Origin of the sequence: Archangium primigenium (assembly GCF_016904885.1) — a bacterium.
Taxonomy (GTDB): domain Bacteria; phylum Myxococcota; class Myxococcia; order Myxococcales; family Myxococcaceae; genus Cystobacter; species Cystobacter primigenius.
This window is the reverse complement of the sequence record NZ_JADWYI010000001.1, coordinates 8,879,139-8,893,421: the sequence shown is the minus strand read 5'-3', so window position 1 is coordinate 8,893,421 and position 14,283 is coordinate 8,879,139. Positions and strand designations below refer to the sequence as shown.

Genomic DNA, 14,283 nt, shown 5'->3' with positions numbered 1-14,283 from the left:
AATTAGGAGCGCGACCCCGAGGGGTCAACGGAAGAGCGCGACGTCTGGTGGGTGGAGGTCACCCCGGACGGCGAGCGGTCGACTGCTCGTACCCCCCGGCGATCCGGTAATCCTCGTCGTCGTCGTCCGAGCCGCCGTCCCCCTTGCCGTCCTTGGGCCGGAGGGACTCGGCGGTGGCCGCCGGGTCCTGGGTGGAGGACAGGCGGGCAGGCGGACGCGTGGCGCAAACCAGGACGAGGAAGGTGGCGAGAACGAAGGTGAGGACGCGCATTCGGGGGATGCCTCCTGCCCGCGAGACGCGGGGCCCCAGGGAATATTCACGCCCTGGGGGGAGGCGCTAGCCCTTCTTGAGCGTGCGGACGTAGGCCACGAGGGCATCGATCTGCTTGTCGCTCAACTTGTCCTTGTAGGCCTTCATCTTCTTGTTCTTGGGCGAGCCCTCGGCGATCACCTGGCGGATGGCCGCGTCATCGTGGGCGGACTGCCAGGAGGGCAGGGAGAGGTCGTCGATGGCTTCCTTCTTGCCCATCTGGGTCTGCCCCTTGCCGTCCCCGCCATGGCAGGACTTGCACTTGGCCGTCCACGTCTCGGCGGCGGTCTCCTCCTCGGCGTGGACGACGGCGGCGAGCGACAGGCTGAGCAACAGGGCGAAGCGCGACTTCATGCGGACAACCTCCAGGGCACCGGCTGGGAAACAGCGTGGACGGCGCAACGATAGGGCAAGCGCGGGCCTGGACGAAATGTGGGGACGGCGGGGACGGGACTACAGCGCGTCGCTGCCGCGCTCCCCGGTGCGGATGCGCACGGCCTCGTCCACCGGCAGGACAAAAATCTTTCCGTCACCCATCTTCCCCTCGGCGCCCGAGCGTGCCACCCGCACGATGGCCTCCACCACCGCCTCCACCCGGTCGTCGTCCACCACCACCTCCACCTTCATCTTGGGCTGGAAGTCCACGGTGTACTCGGCGCCCTTGTAGAGCTCCGTGTGGCCCTTCTGCCGGCCGTAGCCCTTGACCTCCATGGCGGTGAGGCCGTGCACGCCCAGCTCCTGCAGCGCGTCCTTCACGTCGTCCAGCTTGAAGGGCTTGATGATGGCTTCGATCTTCTTCACGGGGTACCTCCCGTGGCGCGCGCCACGGCGAAGAGGCTCATTCCCACCGGCAGCTTCACCCGGCTCTCCGTCCGGGCGAACAGGGGAGCGAACCGGTCATAGACCTTGAGCTGGAACTTGGGCACCGAGCGGCGGCGCATCACCCGGCTGTTCATGAACCAGCCGGGGATGCCCACCAGGTTCATCCACTCCATGCGCTCGAGCGCGAAGCCGTTGCCCTCGAGCACCTGGCGCAGGGTGTCCCGGGTGTAGCGCCGGTGGTGGCCCACCGCCTCGTCGATGGCGCCGAAGAGCTGGGGCAGGGCGGGCACGAGCACCACCACCCGGCCGCCCTCGGGGAGGATCTGCCGGAAGCGGCGCACCGCCGAGGCATCGTCCGGGATGTGCTCCAGCACGTTGGACAGCACGATGGTGTCCAGGCGCTCGCGCTGGAGCGACTCCCAGTCCGCGAGCGCCACGTCCGACAGGTAGGGCCGCACGTGCGGCTTGCCCCGGAACTTGTTGCGCAGGCGGTCCACGTAGAAGCGCTCCACCTCGAGCGCGATGAGCAGCTCGAGCCCCGGCTCCAGCTTCTCGGTGATGGTGCCGATGCCCGCGCCGATCTCCAGCACGCGCCGGCCCAGGTGCTCGCTGAAGCGCTGGCCCAGCCAGGCGTTGTAGTTGCTTGCCCCGTCCATGCGCTCGAGCGTGGTGTAGCCCTCGTGCTGGTTGTCCGCGTCGTCGCGCACCGTGGCGTAGCGCATGAGCGTGCGCAGCCGCGACACCTGCGAGGCCAGCGGCCGGCTCGGCGTCGTCTCCAGGCCCACGGGCACTTCCGCCAGCCGGTAGAGCTGCGCCGCCAGCTTCACGACGATCTCCGCGTCCACCGCGTCGTCCTCGCTGGTGAGCGCCACGGACTTGAGCGCCTCGGTGCGAAAGGCGCGCTGGCCACAGAGCGGATCGGCGAGCGACACGTCCGTCACGAAGCGCGTGACGTGGCCCATGGCCCGCTCGGCCAGCAGGGTCGGGTCGAGCCCCGCCCGGGAGCGGTCCCCGAACACCGCGTCCGCCCGGTCCTCGCGGATGGGCTGGCACAGGGCGTCGCAGGCCTCCAGGGAGTAGGCCGGATCCGCGTCCTGCAGCACGGTGATGCTCCCCGTCACCCGGCCGAGCGCGGCGCGGATGGCGGCGCCCTTGCCGGCGGGCCCCGACAGCACGTGCACGTTGGGCGCGCGGGGGGCGTCCACGGCGCCCTCGCCGACGAGCACCACCTCGGTTCCCTCGCGGTGGGCGAGCGCATGGGCGAAGCGCGAGGCGGCGGACGCGGACCGGGGGCCGTAGGGGATGACGAACGAAAGGGAGGGGCTCACGGCTTGGTGACTACCACACCGCCGGGCCCGCCGCGCGCCGCGTCATGCCGCGGGGCGCCCGGTCCCCGGGGGGCCGCCGGGAAATGCCCTGTTTCCGCTACTCCCGGCCGAGGATGCGCCCCTGGCCGTCGAGGGCGTAGGTGGCCCCGGCGTCGAGCACGATGTAGCCCGGACCGCAGGCGCGCAGGTCCGGCACGAACTCCACGAAGAAGAGCGTCTCGCTCACCTGGAGCACGGTCGTCTGGATGGACTCCCAGCGGGCCAGACAGCTGTCCGGGGGCGTGAGCTTCTCCGGGCGGATGCCGGGCGGACGGTAGTCGTCCATGGCCACCTTGAGCGCGGCCATCATCGGCCCGGTGAGCCGCACGCCCGTCTCCAGGGAGTCGGGGAAGCGCACCGCGGCGGCCTCCTCGGGCGAGGCGCGCTCGGCCGGGGTGTGGCGGTAGTAGCCGAAGTAGCCGCAGCCGCTCAGCAACCCGGCGCACGCGAGCAGGACGGGGAGGAGCGATCTCATGGCAGCCAGTCCTTCCCCGCGAACATCTCCAGGTCGCCCGAGTCGTTGGTGACCTGGGCGATGGGCACCCAGACGCCCTCGCGCAGGGCGGACACCAGGCGCGAGAAGTTGTTGTACGTGTAGGCCCGGCACTCGCCCGTCTTCTCCCGGAAGAACATCAGCAGGTTGCGGTCGAAGACCTGGCCGGTGCTTTGGTCGGTGAAGCGGGTGGGGTTCCAGATGGCCGTGATGCCCAGGTCCCGCCGCGACAGGCGCCGGTTGTGCGGGTGGGTGTGCACGCCGCCCAGCACGATGCCATCCGGGTGCTGGGGATCCTCGACCGTGCGCGGCAGCTCGCAGCTCTTCGTCTCCGAGTTGAGGCTGCTCTTGATGTCCGACAGGTAGCTCAGGAAGTACGCCTTCTCCCCGGGCGAGTAGTAGTACAGGGCGCAGTACTCGGAGCCGTGCACCCCGTTGGACGCGCCGGGCTCGTGGGTCATCAGCTCACAGGCGTTGGCCGCCAGGGCCTCGAGTTTGGCGAAGGGTCCCGCGAGCGGGCCCTCGACCCGGAGCAGCCCGTTGTCCATGCGCTGCACCTTCACGTGCGGATTGCTGGCGCAGCCTTCCAGACCGCCGAGCAGTCCCAGCACCGCCCACAGGGCACGTCGTCGGCCCGTCGCTCCGGTCTTCATGTCGGCCGCGCCATGCTGGGTCCCCTGCGACAGGCTTTCCCGCTCAAACCAGGAAAAGTCGTTCTCACGGAGAAAGTAGCAGTGGCTTGCACTGTGGGTCAAGTTGAGGCGCGTGGTAGCGGGGCGGCCCGAGACGGTGAAGGAGGCGGGAGGTAGGGCCCGTCGGGCTCTCACGCCCGGGGGCGGGGGCGCCGGGTCCCGGCGGGCGCGGCGCGGCGGAGCGGACGGGCACATGGCCCTCCTCTACACCCGGTGGACGCCCGAAGTCACGTTGGAAGGGTGGACATGGGAAGTCAGGTGGGGAGGGCCCACCGGCCCGAGGCCTCAGTGGGCCGCCGCGCCGAGCACGGATTCGCGCCGCATGGGCTGGGCCTTGCCGTACGTGAGCGAGCGCCACAGCCACTCGGCGGGACCGAAGCGGAAGCGGGCGAGCCACCAGTGGCTGAACCCGATTTGAAGCGAGAACAGCCCGAGCGTGAGGGCGATGCACGCCGCGGGCTTCACCTGTCCCATGAGCCCCAGGCCCAGGCCGTAATAGATGACGATGCTCAGCACGCTCTGACACAGGTAGTTCGTGAGCGCCATGCGGCCCACCGGGGCGAGCACCCGCAGGGCCCGGGCCCAGGTCTCGCGCTGGAGGAGCAGCACGAGCGCCGAGGCATAGGCGGCGGCCATGCCCAGCTCGGCGAGCTGGCGCACCGGCATCAGGAACAACTGGAAGGCGCCGTGCGGCAGGAGCACCTTCTGGCGCACCAGGTGGTTGACCACGAGGATGGCCACGCTGGCGGCGCCGCCCAGCCCCAGGCTCCAGCGCAGCAGCTTGCGGAAGAAGGGCAGGTGCTGGTCCGCGTCGTGGAACAGCCGCAGCCGGCCCGCGAGGAAGCCCAGCAGGAAGCGCCCGAAGAGCGCGCTGAGCATGGGGGGGATGCGGCGGATGAACTCGCCGAAGAAGAACGACGCGTTGGCGCGCACCACCTCCAGGTAGCCGCCCGTCTTGAAGACGCGGCCCAGCTCCAGCCGGACGGCCTCGCTCTGGGCCAGGGACGCCCGCGCCGCCTCGCTCGCGCCGCCCGGCGTGCCCGAGAACAGGGGCGGCAGCCACCGCATGGCGCTGGCGATGACGAGCGGCACCACGAAGATGAGCACCAGCGCCCAGCGCAAGAGCGCCCGGTCCGACAGCCCCTGGAAGAGCAGCAGCAGGAAGCCCACCGTGGCGTAGGTGGTGAGGATGTCGCCGTACCAGAGCGCCGTGAGGTGCACGCCGCCGATGAGCAGCATCACCCCCAGGCGCCGCGCGTAGAGGCGGTTGATGGAGGTGCCTCGGGCCTGGGCGCGGAGCAACTGCACGGAGAAGCCCAGGCCGAAGAGGAACGAGAACAGGCTGATGAACCGGCCGGACACGAGCGCCGAGTAGAGCTGCGACGCCACCGTGTCCCACCAGGGCGCCGCCGCCAGCGCGGCCTGGGCCTGCTCGCGCGTCACGAAGACCATGCCCGTGAACCACACGAACACGTTGGAGACGAACACCCCCGCCAGCGCGAAGCCCCGGAGCACGTCCAGCAGGACGATCCGGTCGGTGGACGCCACGGGCTGGGCGGCGGTGTCGGGGGGCGGTGGGACGGGGCTCATGTCTGGGGAAGGGCGCCCAACAGCTCGCCCCCCTGGACTATTCCCGACGGACGCCGAGGCTTCCGATTGCGTCCCGGTCCGGGGTGTCGTTAAAGCAGCCCCCCCATGGCTCCCAGCCTCCTGGACACCTTCCGCATCCTCTCCTCCTTCGAGCCGCCGCGGGGCTCGCTGCGCGAGGCGCCCTGGGAGGCCTACGTCGACTGGGCCATCGCCCAGGGCCTGGCCCCGCTCGCCTCCTATAACCTGGAGTACCGCCTGCCGGGCGCCCTGGCCCCGGAGTGGGCGAGGGACAGGCTGTTGAGCATCTACTCGGGCTCGGTCAACGAGAACGTGATGAAGCTCGTCAACTTCAAGCAGTGCGTGGGCGAGCTGGAGGGCCGACAGGTGCTCGTCCTCGGGGGCGCGTCCTTCGCCGACACGCTCTACCCCCATGTGGGCTTCCGCCCCGTGCTGGAGATCCAGGTGCTCGTGCGGAGCATGGACGTGGAGGGCTTCAGCGGCTACCTCGCCCAGCACGACTTCCGCCCGGAGCCCAACGAGGCCCCGCACGGCGCGCGCAAGGTGCTGTCCGACGGCCGCACGCCCATCTACCTGTACGCGGACGTGCTCGGCGCCTCGCGCCAGGCGGAGCTGCGCGAGGTGTTCGCCCGCGCCCAGCCCATGAAGATATATGGCCCGTCCGTGTTCCGACCGGACCTGGAGGACGCGGTGCTGCTCGTGTGCCTGGAGCAGGCGCGCGAGGGCTACCAGCTGCCGTGGCTGTCCTTCGTGGACCTGCGCGAGCTGGTGCTCGGCGCGCCGCAGATGGGCGGGCTGTACTCGCGCCCCCTGGACGCGGCGGTGCTCCTGGAGCGGGCGCGGGCCTGGCGCCTGGAGCGCGCCCTGCACACCTCCCTGTCCATCGTGGCGCGCCTGTTCCCGGAGACGGCGCCGCGCGTGCAGCCCCTCCTGCCGCCCCTGCGCCGGGCCACGCGCGAGCTGCTCGAGCGGCTGGTGGTCGTCCCGGCGAGTGAGGTTGGAAAGATGCGGCATGTTCGTGGCTCGGAGCGGCTGCGCAAGCTGTTGACGGGGCAGTGAGGCGGGGGGGCGCACTCGACGCCCCTTCCCCTGACCCGCGTCCCGGCGTAAGAGCGGCCCTGGACCTCCAGCCCAGGAACGCGCATGCACATCGCCATCATTGGAACAGGCTACGTGGGACTCGTGGCGGGGACGTGTTTCGCGGACTCGGGAAACGACGTCACCTGCGTGGACATCGACGCGCGGAAGATCGCCCAGTTGCAGCGCGGCGAGGTCCCTATCTACGAGCCCGGCCTGGAGGAGCTCATCCGCAAGAACACGCGGGAGAAGCGCCTGTCCTTCACCACGGACCTGGCCGCCGCGGTGGCGCCCGCCCAGGTGGTGTTCATCGCCGTGGGCACGCCCGAGGGCGAGAGCGGTGAGGCGGATCTCCAGTACGTCCTGGCCGCGGCCGAGCAGGTGGGCCGCGCCATGCGCCACTACACGGTGGTGGTGGACAAGAGCACCGTGCCGGTGGGCACCGCGGACAAGGTGCGCGAGGCCATCTCCCGCGTGACGCAGGTGGAGTTCGACGTCGTCTCCAACCCCGAGTTCCTGAAGGAGGGCGCCGCCATGGACGACTTCTTCAAGCCGGACCGGGTCGTCATCGGCGCCGAGTCCGAGCGGGCGCGCAAGCTCATGGGCCAGCTCTACGCCCCCTTCGTGCGCACGGAGAACCCCATCCTCTACATGGACACGCGCTCGGCGGAGCTCACCAAGTACGCCGCCAACGCCATGCTCGCCACGCGCATCTCGTTCATGAACGACATGGCCGTGCTCTGCGAGAAGGTGGGCGCGGACGTGGACTTCGTGCGCAAGGGCATGGGCGCGGACAAGCGCATCGGCTACCCCTTCCTCTTTCCGGGCGTGGGCTACGGCGGCAGCTGCTTTCCCAAGGACGTGAAGGCGCTCGTGGCCAAGGGGCGCGAGCTGGGCCTGGAGTTGGACCTCTTGCGCGCCGTGGAGCGCACCAACGAGCGGCAGAAGCGGCTGCTCGTGAACAAGGCGCTCAAGCACTTCGGCTCGCTGGACGGGCGCACCTTCGCGGTGTGGGGCCTGGCCTTCAAGCCCAAGACGGACGACATGCGCGAGGCCCCGTCCATCGAGGTCATCGAGGGCCTGCTGGCCAAGGGCGCCAAGGTGGCGGCGCATGACCCGGTGGCCGAGCGCACCGCGCGCCGCGTCTTCGGCGACCGCATCCGCTACACCTCCTTGCCCTACGAGGCCCTGGAGGGCGCGGACGGCCTCTTCGTCGTCACCGAGTGGAACGAGTTCCGCCACCCGGACTTCGAGCGCATGAAGACGCTCATGAAGAGCCCCGTCATCTTCGACGGCCGCAACATCTACGACCCCGAGCGCATGCAGGAGCTGGGCTTCGCCTACATGGGACTCGGCCGCCGCTCGTAGTCCCGGAGCGCCCGCCCCATGCGCATCGCCTTCCTCAGCCAGAACCCCGAGTACCGCGCGTTCGCCGAGCGGCTCGGCCAGCGGCTCTCCGCCCACGAGGTGCGCTTCCAGCGGGTGCCCGCGGAGCTGGACCTGGACGGCGTCGGGGCCGTCATGGCCGCCGGGTGCCGCGTGGGCCGTGAGGTGCTGGAGCGGCCCTCGGTGGGCTTCGTGCAGACGATCGGCACCGGCTACGAGAACGTGGACGTGGCCGCGGCCTCGGCGCTGGGCGTGTGGGTGGCCAACCTGCGCGCCAACGTCACCGGCAACGCCGAGTCGGTGGCCGAGCACGCGCTCCTGCTCCTGCTCGCGCTCGCGCGGCGGCTGCGCGAGGCCGAGGCTTCCCTCGCCCAGGGCCGCTGGGCCCACCCGGTGGGCACGTCCCTGTTCGGCAAGGCGGCGTGTGTGGTGGGGCTCGGGGACATCGGCGCGCTCATCGCCGTGCGGCTCCAGGCCCTGGGCATGCGGGTGGTGGGCGTGCGCTCCCACCCCGAGAAGGGCGGGCCCGAGGGCGTCCAGGTGTTCGGCACGGACAGGCTGCACGACGCGCTCCGGGAGGCGGACTGCGTCGTGCTCGCCGCGCGCGCGGACGCCCACAACCAGAACCTCCTGGACGCGCCCGCCCTCGCCGCCATGAAGCGGGGCGCCCTGCTCGTGAACATCGCGCGCGGCAGCCTGGTGAAGCCCGAGACGCTGGAGGCCGCCGTGCGCTCGGGCCAACTCGGCGGCGTGGGCCTGGACGTCTTCTGGGAGGAGCCGGTGGACCCCCGGCACCCGCTGCTCCAACTGCCCCAGGTGCTTTGCACGCCCCACGTGGCGGGCCTCACCGACGTGAACCTCGCGGGCAGCCTCGAGTGGGCCGCGCGCAACCTGGAGGCCTTCGCCGCGGGCAGGCGCCCGGAGTTCCTCGTCAACGCGCCCTCCACGCCCCGCGCGGCGCTCGGCTAGTCCAGGGGCCAGTCCGGGAAGGCGAGCGTCATGAAGCCGCCTTGCCAGGAGGCGTAGGCCGCCTCGTCGGCGGGGTCTCCGGACTGGCCGTAGACGCGCTCGAAGTGCGCGCCCCAGTCCGGACGGCTCCCATCCACGTCGGTGAATCCGTACTCCCGGGCGAGTCCCCAGGAGCTGAAGACGCGGCCCGCCTTGCGCGAGACGTCGGGGTCCGCCGCGAGCGCCGCCACCGCGCGGCCCACGAAGGCGGGCGTCTCCGAGGCGATGAAGTTCGGGTCCTTCGCCGCGCCGTCGCGCCAGGTGGCCTCCGTCACCCCGAAGAGCTCCAGCATCTGCTCCGAGCGCAGGAAGCCCGGCGTCACCGCGAGCGCCGTGACGCGCGTGCGGCGCAGCTCCCGCGCCATCGTGAAGGCGAGCCGGACGGTGGACATCTTCGCCAGGTCGTACCAGACGTTGCCGCGGTAGCCGAACGAGTCCCCGTCGGTGATCTCCACCAAGAGGCCCCGGTCGCTCTCGAACAGCAGGGGCACCGCGTAGCGGCTGGTGATGAGGTGCGTGCGCACGCCGCGCTCCATCATCAACCACCCCTGGGCGGGGGACTGCTTCCAGAAGGCGGGCCCGAGCTCCAGGGACTCGCCGCCCCAGATGTCGTTGACGAGGAGGTCCAGGCGGCCCTGCTCGCGCCGGATGCGCTCGCACAGGGCCTTCACCTGGGGCTCCTGCGAGTGGTCCACCCGGACCGGGATGCCCCGGCCGCCCAGGGCGTCCACGCGCTCGGCGGTCTCCTCGATGGTTTCGGGCCGGCCGTCGGTGGCGGGCTCGCCGCGCACGCTGCGGCCCGTGCAGTACACCGTGGCGCCCGCTTCCCCGAGCATGGTGGCGATGCCCCGGCCCGCGCCCCGGGTGGCTCCGGCGACGAGGGCGATCCGTCCTGCGAGTGGCTTGGTCATGCATGCCACTCTACGAAGCCCCTCCCGACATTCCAGATGGAGGCTAGCGGTTCCAGGCCGTCGCGCCGCGCTGGGCGAGCCGTCGGGAGCCCGTCCGCGCCGCGGACCGGGCGCTCGCCTCCGGCTCCTCCTCGTCGCCGCCGAACAGCTCGAAGGACGTCGCGTACCACGCCGCGAAGCTGACGGAGTTGGCCAGGGAGACGGGCTCCCCGCGGCGCAGCACCAGCTCCGCGCCCACGGAGAACTGGTGGTTCTGTTCCTCGTCGAGCGAGAAGCAGATGCCCGGCAGCAGGGACAGCTCCGTCGTCAGCTCGCGCCCGCGGGAGAAGGGGTCGATGGCGCCCACCACCGGGTTGAGCTCGAAGTACACGCTGAACCGGTTGGAGAAGTGGTACTCGGGCGCCAGCATGGCGAACACCGTGCCCGAGCGCAGCCGGCCCGTGCCCCACTCGAAGTCGGGCCGGACGCCCGCGTTGAGCATCAGGGACACGTCGCCCCAGCTCAGGTTGGTGTGCAGCTCGCCGCCCAGGATGTAGCCCTCCTGGGGGGTGAGCATCAGCCGCAGCGCCAGCGCCGTCTCCTCGCCCACGTGGAAGCGCGGGAAGACATCCAGCAGGTCGAAGCCCGCGCCCTCGGCGCCCGCGTAGCCCCACAGGCCCACGTACACGTCCCAGGACGTGCCGATGCCCGCGGAGGCGTACAGCGACGGCCAGGTGTACCGGCCATCCCCGGAGACGTAGACGAGGGGGACGAGCTGCAGCGAGCCCAGCGGCGTCTGCTCTCCGGGCCAGGGGGTGATGGGGTCCGCCCGGGCGGCTCGCGGGGCGGCGAGCAGGGCGGCGAGCAGACACGCGGCGAGCCAGGAAGAGGAGCGGTTCACGCGAGCGGGTTCAGCGCGCCAGACCACAGGCGTCCTTGCCTTCGTCCGTCCGGAGGATGTCGCAGGTGGTGCGGTCCTCCGGGTCGATGTTGCAGGTGGAGAGGCGCTGCTCGCACACGTCGAGCTGCTCCTCGGTGGGCTCCAGGTCCCGCTCGCGCGCGGCCACGTTCTGCAGGCACAGGGTGCGCTGGTAGCGGTCGACGCAGTCACAGAACCGCTCCGACAGCTCCCGACAGGGGCTCTTGCAGCCGGCGAGGAGGGACAACGTGGCGAAGAGCAGCGGCAGGGCGGCGGGGCGGCGCATGAGGGGGCCGAAGATGCCAGAAGACGCCCTGGATGCAAGCGGCCGGTCCGTCAGCGCTGGAAGTCGTAGACGCTGCCCAGCCCGAGCAGGCCCGTGAGCGCGTCGAGCGCGGTGAGCGTCTCGCGCGCCAGCTGGGGATCCGCCAAGTCCTGGGCCCGCAGGTCCTCGCGGTAGTGCTTCGTCACCCAGGCGGCCAGCGCCGTGTGCAGCTCGGGCGTGTAGAAGACGTTCGCCTTCACCGCGGCGCGCTCGGCGTCCGTGAGCCACACCCGCTGGCGCAGGCACGCCGGGCCGCCGCCATTGTTCATGGACTGGCGCACGTCCAGGTAGTGCACCTGCTGGACCGGGTTGTCCTCGGCCAGCACGCGGTCCAGGAAGCGCCGCGCGCTCGGCGTGTCGCGGCTCTCCTCGGGCGCGATGATGGCCATGGTGCCGTCCGGCAGGGTGAGCACCTGGGAGTTGAAGGGATAGGCCTTCACCGCGTCCTTGGCGGGCAGCTCCTCGGCGCCCGCCAGGGCGTAGGTGAAGCCCTCGCCGAGCCGCTCGCGCAGCGTCTTCAAGAGGCCGTCCGCGTCCGCGAACGCGAGCGCGTGCAGCATGAGGAAGCCCCCGTTGCCCACCGCGAGCACGTCCGTGTGGAAGGCGCCCGCGTCGATGCCCTCGGGGGCCTGCTGGGGCAGGAGCACCTGGGCGGGGTCGAGCTGGTGCAGCCGCGCCAGGGCCTGGCTGGCCTCGTACGTCTGCCGCGCGGGAAAGCGCGTGGGGTGGCGCACGTCGTCCCGCCACGCCGAGCGGCCCCAGGCCAGCAGGTGCACCGCGCGGTGCCCCGGCGTCACCAGGCGCGTGTGGTTCGCGGCGCCCTCGTCCGCGAAGTGGCCGCCTCCGGGCAGGGGCGCGTGCACGGCGAAGTGCCGCTCGTCCGCGAAGATGGCGCCGAGCACCGCGTGCGTCGTCTCCGCCTCCAGCGCCCGGTGGAACATCTGCTGGAGGTTGGCCGGCGTCAGGTGCATGCGCCCGTCCGCCGTGTCCTCCGAGGGCGCCCCCGTGGCCGCGTTCGCCGTCCACATGGCCGCGGCGCTGGACGTCAGCCGCAACAGGTGGTTGGCCTCGCGCGCCGCGCGGGTGATGACCTGCTCGTCCGTGCCGGTGAAGCCCAGGGCCCGCAGCGCCTTGAGCGAGGGCCGGGGCTGGGGCGGCAGCACCCCCTGGCCCACGCCCAGCCCCGCCACGAAGCGCATCTTCTCCAGCCCCTGCAGGGCCGCGGCGCGGGGATGGCTCACCTCGCCGCCGTGCAGGGCGGACGCCAGGTTGCCGGGCGAGAGGCCGCCGTAATTGTGCGTGGGGCCAACGATGCCGTCGAAGTTGTATTCGCGCATGGGATATGGAACCGCTCGTGGAGCGTCCACCCTTAGCAAAACGCCTCAAGCGCTTCCTGCGCTACCTGCTGGTGCGTGCGGTTCTGGGCTTCGTGAGCGCGCTGCCCCTGGGGCTCGCCCGGACCCTCGGTGCGGGCTTTGGCCGCTTCGCCTTCGCCGTGGCCGGGGGCGAGCGCCGCAAGGCCCTCAAATCCCTGGCCCGCGCCTTCCCGGAGCGCTCCGACGCGGAGCGTCACGCGCTCGCCCGGGCCTCCTTCCGCCACCTGGGCATGGCCGCCTTCGAGGTGGGGGCCACCACGTCCCTGGACGCGAACCTGGAGCACCTGGTGCGCTGGGACGCGGAGGACCGGGCGGTGCTGGAGGCGGCGCTCGCGCGGGGCAAGGGCGTGGTGTTCGTCTCCGGGCACGTGGGCAACTGGGAACTGCTCGCCCGGCGCGTCGCCCGCGCGGGCTACCCGAGCCAGAGCATCGCCAAGGAGACCACGGACCCGCGGCTCACCGCGCTGGTGGAGCGCTTCCGGGCCCAGGGCGGCGTGCGCAGCATCTGGCGCGGCCAGGAGGGCGCGGCGCGCGCCATGCTCCGGGCGCTCAAGGCGGGAGAAATCCTCGGCCTGCTCATCGATCAGGACACGCGCGTGCAGTCGCTCTTCGTGCCCTTCTTCGGGGAGCTGGCGGCCACGCCTCGCGCCGCGGCGGACCTGGCGCTGCGCACCGGGGCCGCCGTGGTGGTGGGCTTCTGCCAGCGCGAGGGGCAGGGCTACCGCCTGTGGACCGAGGAGGTGGCGTGGCCCGCGGGGCCGGACCGCGAGGCGGATGCCCTCGGCCTCACGGCGGCCCTGTCCGCGCGCATCGAGGCGGCCATCCGCCGCGCCCCCGAGCAGTGGGTGTGGATGCACCAGCGCTGGAAGACGCGGCCTCCGGCCTGAGCCGCGCTCAGGTGTCCAGCACGTAGGCGAACATGAGCGGGGCCACGATGGAGGCGTCGCTCTCCACGATGTACTTCGGCGTGTCGATGCCGAGCTTGCCCCAGGTGATCTTCTCGTTGGGCACCGCGCCCGAGTACGAGCCGTAGCTCGTGGTCGAGTCGCTGATCTGGCAGAAGTAGCCCCAGAGCGGCACGCCCGTGCGCTGCAAGTCCTGGTGGAGCATGGGCACCACGCAGATGGGGAAGTCACCGGCGATGCCGCCGCCAATCTGGAAGAAGCCCACGGAGGTGCGCGGCGCCGTCTCCGTGTACCACTGGGCGAGCGTGGTCATGTACTCGATGCCCGTGCGCACCGTGTGCACGTTCTTCACGTCCCCCGAGATGCAGTGGCCCGCGTACATGTTGCCGAGCGTGGAGTCCTCCCAGCCGGGCACCCACAGGGGCAGGTTCTTCTCGCACGCGGCGAGCAGCCAGCTGTTCCTGGGATCGATCTGGTAGCGCTCGCGCAGCTTGCCGCTTCGGAGCACCCGGTAGAAGAACTCGTGGGGGAAGTAGCGCTCGCCCGCCTTGTCCGCGGCCACCCACTCCTCCAGCACCGCGGTCTCCAGGCGGCGCATGGCCTCCATCTCCGGGATGCACGTGTCCGTCACCCGGTTCATGTGCCGCTCGAGCAGCGCCTGCTCGTCCTGGGGCGTGAGGTCCCGGTAGTTCGGCACGCGCTCGTAGAACTCGTGCGCCACGAGGTTGAAGAGGTCCTCCTCCAGGTTGGCGCCCGTGCAGCAGAGGGCGTGCACCTTGCCCTGGCGGATCATCTCCGCCAGCGAGATGCCCAGCTCCGCGGTGCTCATGGCGCCCGCGAGCGTCACCAGCATCTTGCCGCCGCCGTCCAGGTGGCGCAGGTAGCCCTCGGAGGCATCCACGAGCGCCGCCGCGTTGAAGTGCTTGAAGTGGGTCCGACAGAATTCCCGGATGCGCATGACATGAAACTCCCGACGACAGGGGTCCGGATGTGGGACCCGCCGTCAGGGGCGCACCACTCCGAACGCCCTACGGTCCGGTGCGAGGCGGACCGCCATCGAGGCGTCGGGTGGCTGGTGCGGGCCTTATAAAGAGCCGGGTTTTGA

16 protein-coding genes are annotated in these 14,283 nt (G+C 71.4%); 4 read left to right on the top strand and 12 right to left on the bottom strand.

From position 1 onward, the window contains the following. Positions 1–58 precede the first annotated feature (58 nt). The 7 genes from I3V78_RS36525 to I3V78_RS36495 form a co-directional block, all read right to left on the bottom strand. Positions 59–271 carry a hypothetical protein gene (locus tag I3V78_RS36525; protein ID WP_204495301.1) on the bottom strand — a complete coding sequence of 71 codons (213 nt, stop codon included), beginning with the start codon at positions 269–271 and terminating at the stop codon, positions 59–61. A gap of 66 nt (positions 272–337) precedes the next feature. Further along, complete coding sequence (locus I3V78_RS36520; protein ID WP_204495299.1) at positions 338–664, bottom strand: c-type cytochrome; 327 nt, start codon at positions 662–664, stop codon at positions 338–340. Between the two features lie 99 nt (positions 665–763). Next, a complete protein-coding gene (locus I3V78_RS36515) occupies positions 764–1,111 on the bottom strand; it encodes a P-II family nitrogen regulator (protein WP_204495296.1) in 348 nt (115 codons plus the stop codon). Beyond that, positions 1,108–2,460, bottom strand: coding sequence for a methyltransferase domain-containing protein (locus tag I3V78_RS36510; protein WP_204495294.1), 1,353 nt, complete (start codon positions 2,458–2,460; stop codon positions 1,108–1,110). Before I3V78_RS36510 ends, I3V78_RS36515 begins: the two co-directional genes overlap by 4 nt. A 97-nt stretch (positions 2,461–2,557) precedes the next feature. Next, positions 2,558–2,974 carry a hypothetical protein gene (locus tag I3V78_RS36505; protein ID WP_204495292.1) on the bottom strand — a complete coding sequence of 139 codons (417 nt, stop codon included), beginning with the start codon at positions 2,972–2,974 and terminating at the stop codon, positions 2,558–2,560. Further along, positions 2,971–3,645, bottom strand: a complete 675-nt coding sequence (locus tag I3V78_RS36500) for a hypothetical protein (protein WP_239576921.1) — start codon at positions 3,643–3,645, stop codon at positions 2,971–2,973. The genes I3V78_RS36505 and I3V78_RS36500 overlap by 4 nt, the downstream gene beginning before the upstream one ends. Before the next feature lie 324 nt (positions 3,646–3,969). After that, positions 3,970–5,274, bottom strand: coding sequence for a DUF418 domain-containing protein (locus tag I3V78_RS36495; RefSeq protein WP_204495290.1), 1,305 nt, complete (start codon positions 5,272–5,274; stop codon positions 3,970–3,972). A 105-nt stretch (positions 5,275–5,379) separates the two neighbouring features. Here I3V78_RS36495 and I3V78_RS36490 point away from each other — a divergent pair, with 105 nt between their 5' ends. The 3 genes from I3V78_RS36490 to I3V78_RS36480 all read left to right on the top strand — a co-directional run bounded on the left by I3V78_RS36490 (position 5,380) and on the right by I3V78_RS36480 (position 8,724). After that, positions 5,380–6,351: a nucleotidyltransferase family protein gene (locus tag I3V78_RS36490; protein ID WP_204495287.1), complete on the top strand. Its 972-nt coding sequence runs from the start codon at positions 5,380–5,382 to the stop codon at positions 6,349–6,351. Between the two features lie 84 nt (positions 6,352–6,435). Continuing rightward, a complete protein-coding gene (locus tag I3V78_RS36485; protein WP_204495286.1) occupies positions 6,436–7,737 on the top strand; it encodes a UDP-glucose dehydrogenase family protein in 1,302 nt (433 codons plus the stop codon). An 18-nt stretch (positions 7,738–7,755) separates the two neighbouring features. Then, positions 7,756–8,724: an NAD(P)-dependent oxidoreductase gene (locus tag I3V78_RS36480; protein WP_204495284.1), complete on the top strand. Its 969-nt coding sequence runs from the start codon at positions 7,756–7,758 to the stop codon at positions 8,722–8,724. Here the strand turns inward: I3V78_RS36480 and I3V78_RS36475 are convergent. Genes I3V78_RS36475 through astB form a run of 4 tightly spaced genes read right to left on the bottom strand, consistent with a single transcriptional unit; the run spans position 8,721 to position 12,234 of the window. Continuing rightward, on the bottom strand, positions 8,721–9,674 hold the full coding sequence (locus I3V78_RS36475; protein WP_204495282.1) for an SDR family oxidoreductase: 954 nt from the start codon (positions 9,672–9,674) through the stop codon (positions 8,721–8,723). The genes I3V78_RS36480 and I3V78_RS36475 overlap by 4 nt on opposite strands. Before the next feature lie 43 nt (positions 9,675–9,717). Next, complete coding sequence (locus tag I3V78_RS36470) at positions 9,718–10,554, bottom strand: hypothetical protein (protein WP_204495279.1); 837 nt, start codon at positions 10,552–10,554, stop codon at positions 9,718–9,720. A gap of 10 nt (positions 10,555–10,564) precedes the next feature. Next, on the bottom strand, positions 10,565–10,858 hold the full coding sequence (locus I3V78_RS36465; RefSeq protein WP_204495277.1) for a hypothetical protein: 294 nt from the start codon (positions 10,856–10,858) through the stop codon (positions 10,565–10,567). Between the two features lie 50 nt (positions 10,859–10,908). Then, the gene (gene astB / locus I3V78_RS36460) at positions 10,909–12,234 is read right to left on the bottom strand and encodes an N-succinylarginine dihydrolase (protein ID WP_204495274.1); all 1,326 of its coding nucleotides are present in this window, start codon (positions 12,232–12,234) and stop codon (positions 10,909–10,911) included. Between the two features lie 17 nt (positions 12,235–12,251). Here astB and I3V78_RS36455 point away from each other — a divergent pair, with 17 nt between their 5' ends. Next, entirely contained in the window at positions 12,252–13,160 is a 909-nt protein-coding gene (locus I3V78_RS36455) for a lysophospholipid acyltransferase family protein (RefSeq protein WP_420840443.1), read from the top strand. Between the two features lie 7 nt (positions 13,161–13,167). Here the strand turns inward: I3V78_RS36455 and I3V78_RS36450 are convergent, their stop codons facing one another. Continuing rightward, on the bottom strand, positions 13,168–14,136 hold the full coding sequence (locus tag I3V78_RS36450; RefSeq protein ID WP_204495269.1) for a deoxyhypusine synthase family protein: 969 nt from the start codon (positions 14,134–14,136) through the stop codon (positions 13,168–13,170). Between the last annotated feature and the right edge of the window lie 147 nt (positions 14,137–14,283).

What these genes read in the sequence shown, in the direction of transcription:
- I3V78_RS36465 (WP_204495277.1), bottom strand. Translation starts at nt 10,858, where the DNA reads ATGCGCCGCCCCGCCGCCCTGCCGCTGCTCTTCGCCACGTTGTCCCTC.
- I3V78_RS36450 (WP_204495269.1), bottom strand. Translation starts at nt 14,136, where the DNA reads ATGCGCATCCGGGAATTCTGTCGGACCCACTTCAAGCACTTCAACGCG.
- I3V78_RS36495 (WP_204495290.1), bottom strand. Translation starts at nt 5,274, where the DNA reads ATGAGCCCCGTCCCACCGCCCCCCGACACCGCCGCCCAGCCCGTGGCG.
- I3V78_RS36500 (WP_239576921.1), bottom strand. Translation starts at nt 3,645, where the DNA reads ATGAAGACCGGAGCGACGGGCCGACGACGTGCCCTGTGGGCGGTGCTG.
- I3V78_RS36475 (WP_204495282.1), bottom strand. Translation starts at nt 9,674, where the DNA reads ATGACCAAGCCACTCGCAGGACGGATCGCCCTCGTCGCCGGAGCCACC.
- I3V78_RS36525 (WP_204495301.1), bottom strand. Translation starts at nt 271, where the DNA reads ATGCGCGTCCTCACCTTCGTTCTCGCCACCTTCCTCGTCCTGGTTTGC.
- I3V78_RS36485 (WP_204495286.1), top strand. Translation starts at nt 6,436, where the DNA reads ATGCACATCGCCATCATTGGAACAGGCTACGTGGGACTCGTGGCGGGG.
- I3V78_RS36520 (WP_204495299.1), bottom strand. Translation starts at nt 664, where the DNA reads ATGAAGTCGCGCTTCGCCCTGTTGCTCAGCCTGTCGCTCGCCGCCGTC.
- I3V78_RS36490 (WP_204495287.1), top strand. Translation starts at nt 5,380, where the DNA reads ATGGCTCCCAGCCTCCTGGACACCTTCCGCATCCTCTCCTCCTTCGAG.
- astB (WP_204495274.1), bottom strand. Translation starts at nt 12,234, where the DNA reads ATGCGCGAATACAACTTCGACGGCATCGTTGGCCCCACGCACAATTAC.
- I3V78_RS36480 (WP_204495284.1), top strand. Translation starts at nt 7,756, where the DNA reads ATGCGCATCGCCTTCCTCAGCCAGAACCCCGAGTACCGCGCGTTCGCC.
- I3V78_RS36505 (WP_204495292.1), bottom strand. Translation starts at nt 2,974, where the DNA reads ATGAGATCGCTCCTCCCCGTCCTGCTCGCGTGCGCCGGGTTGCTGAGC.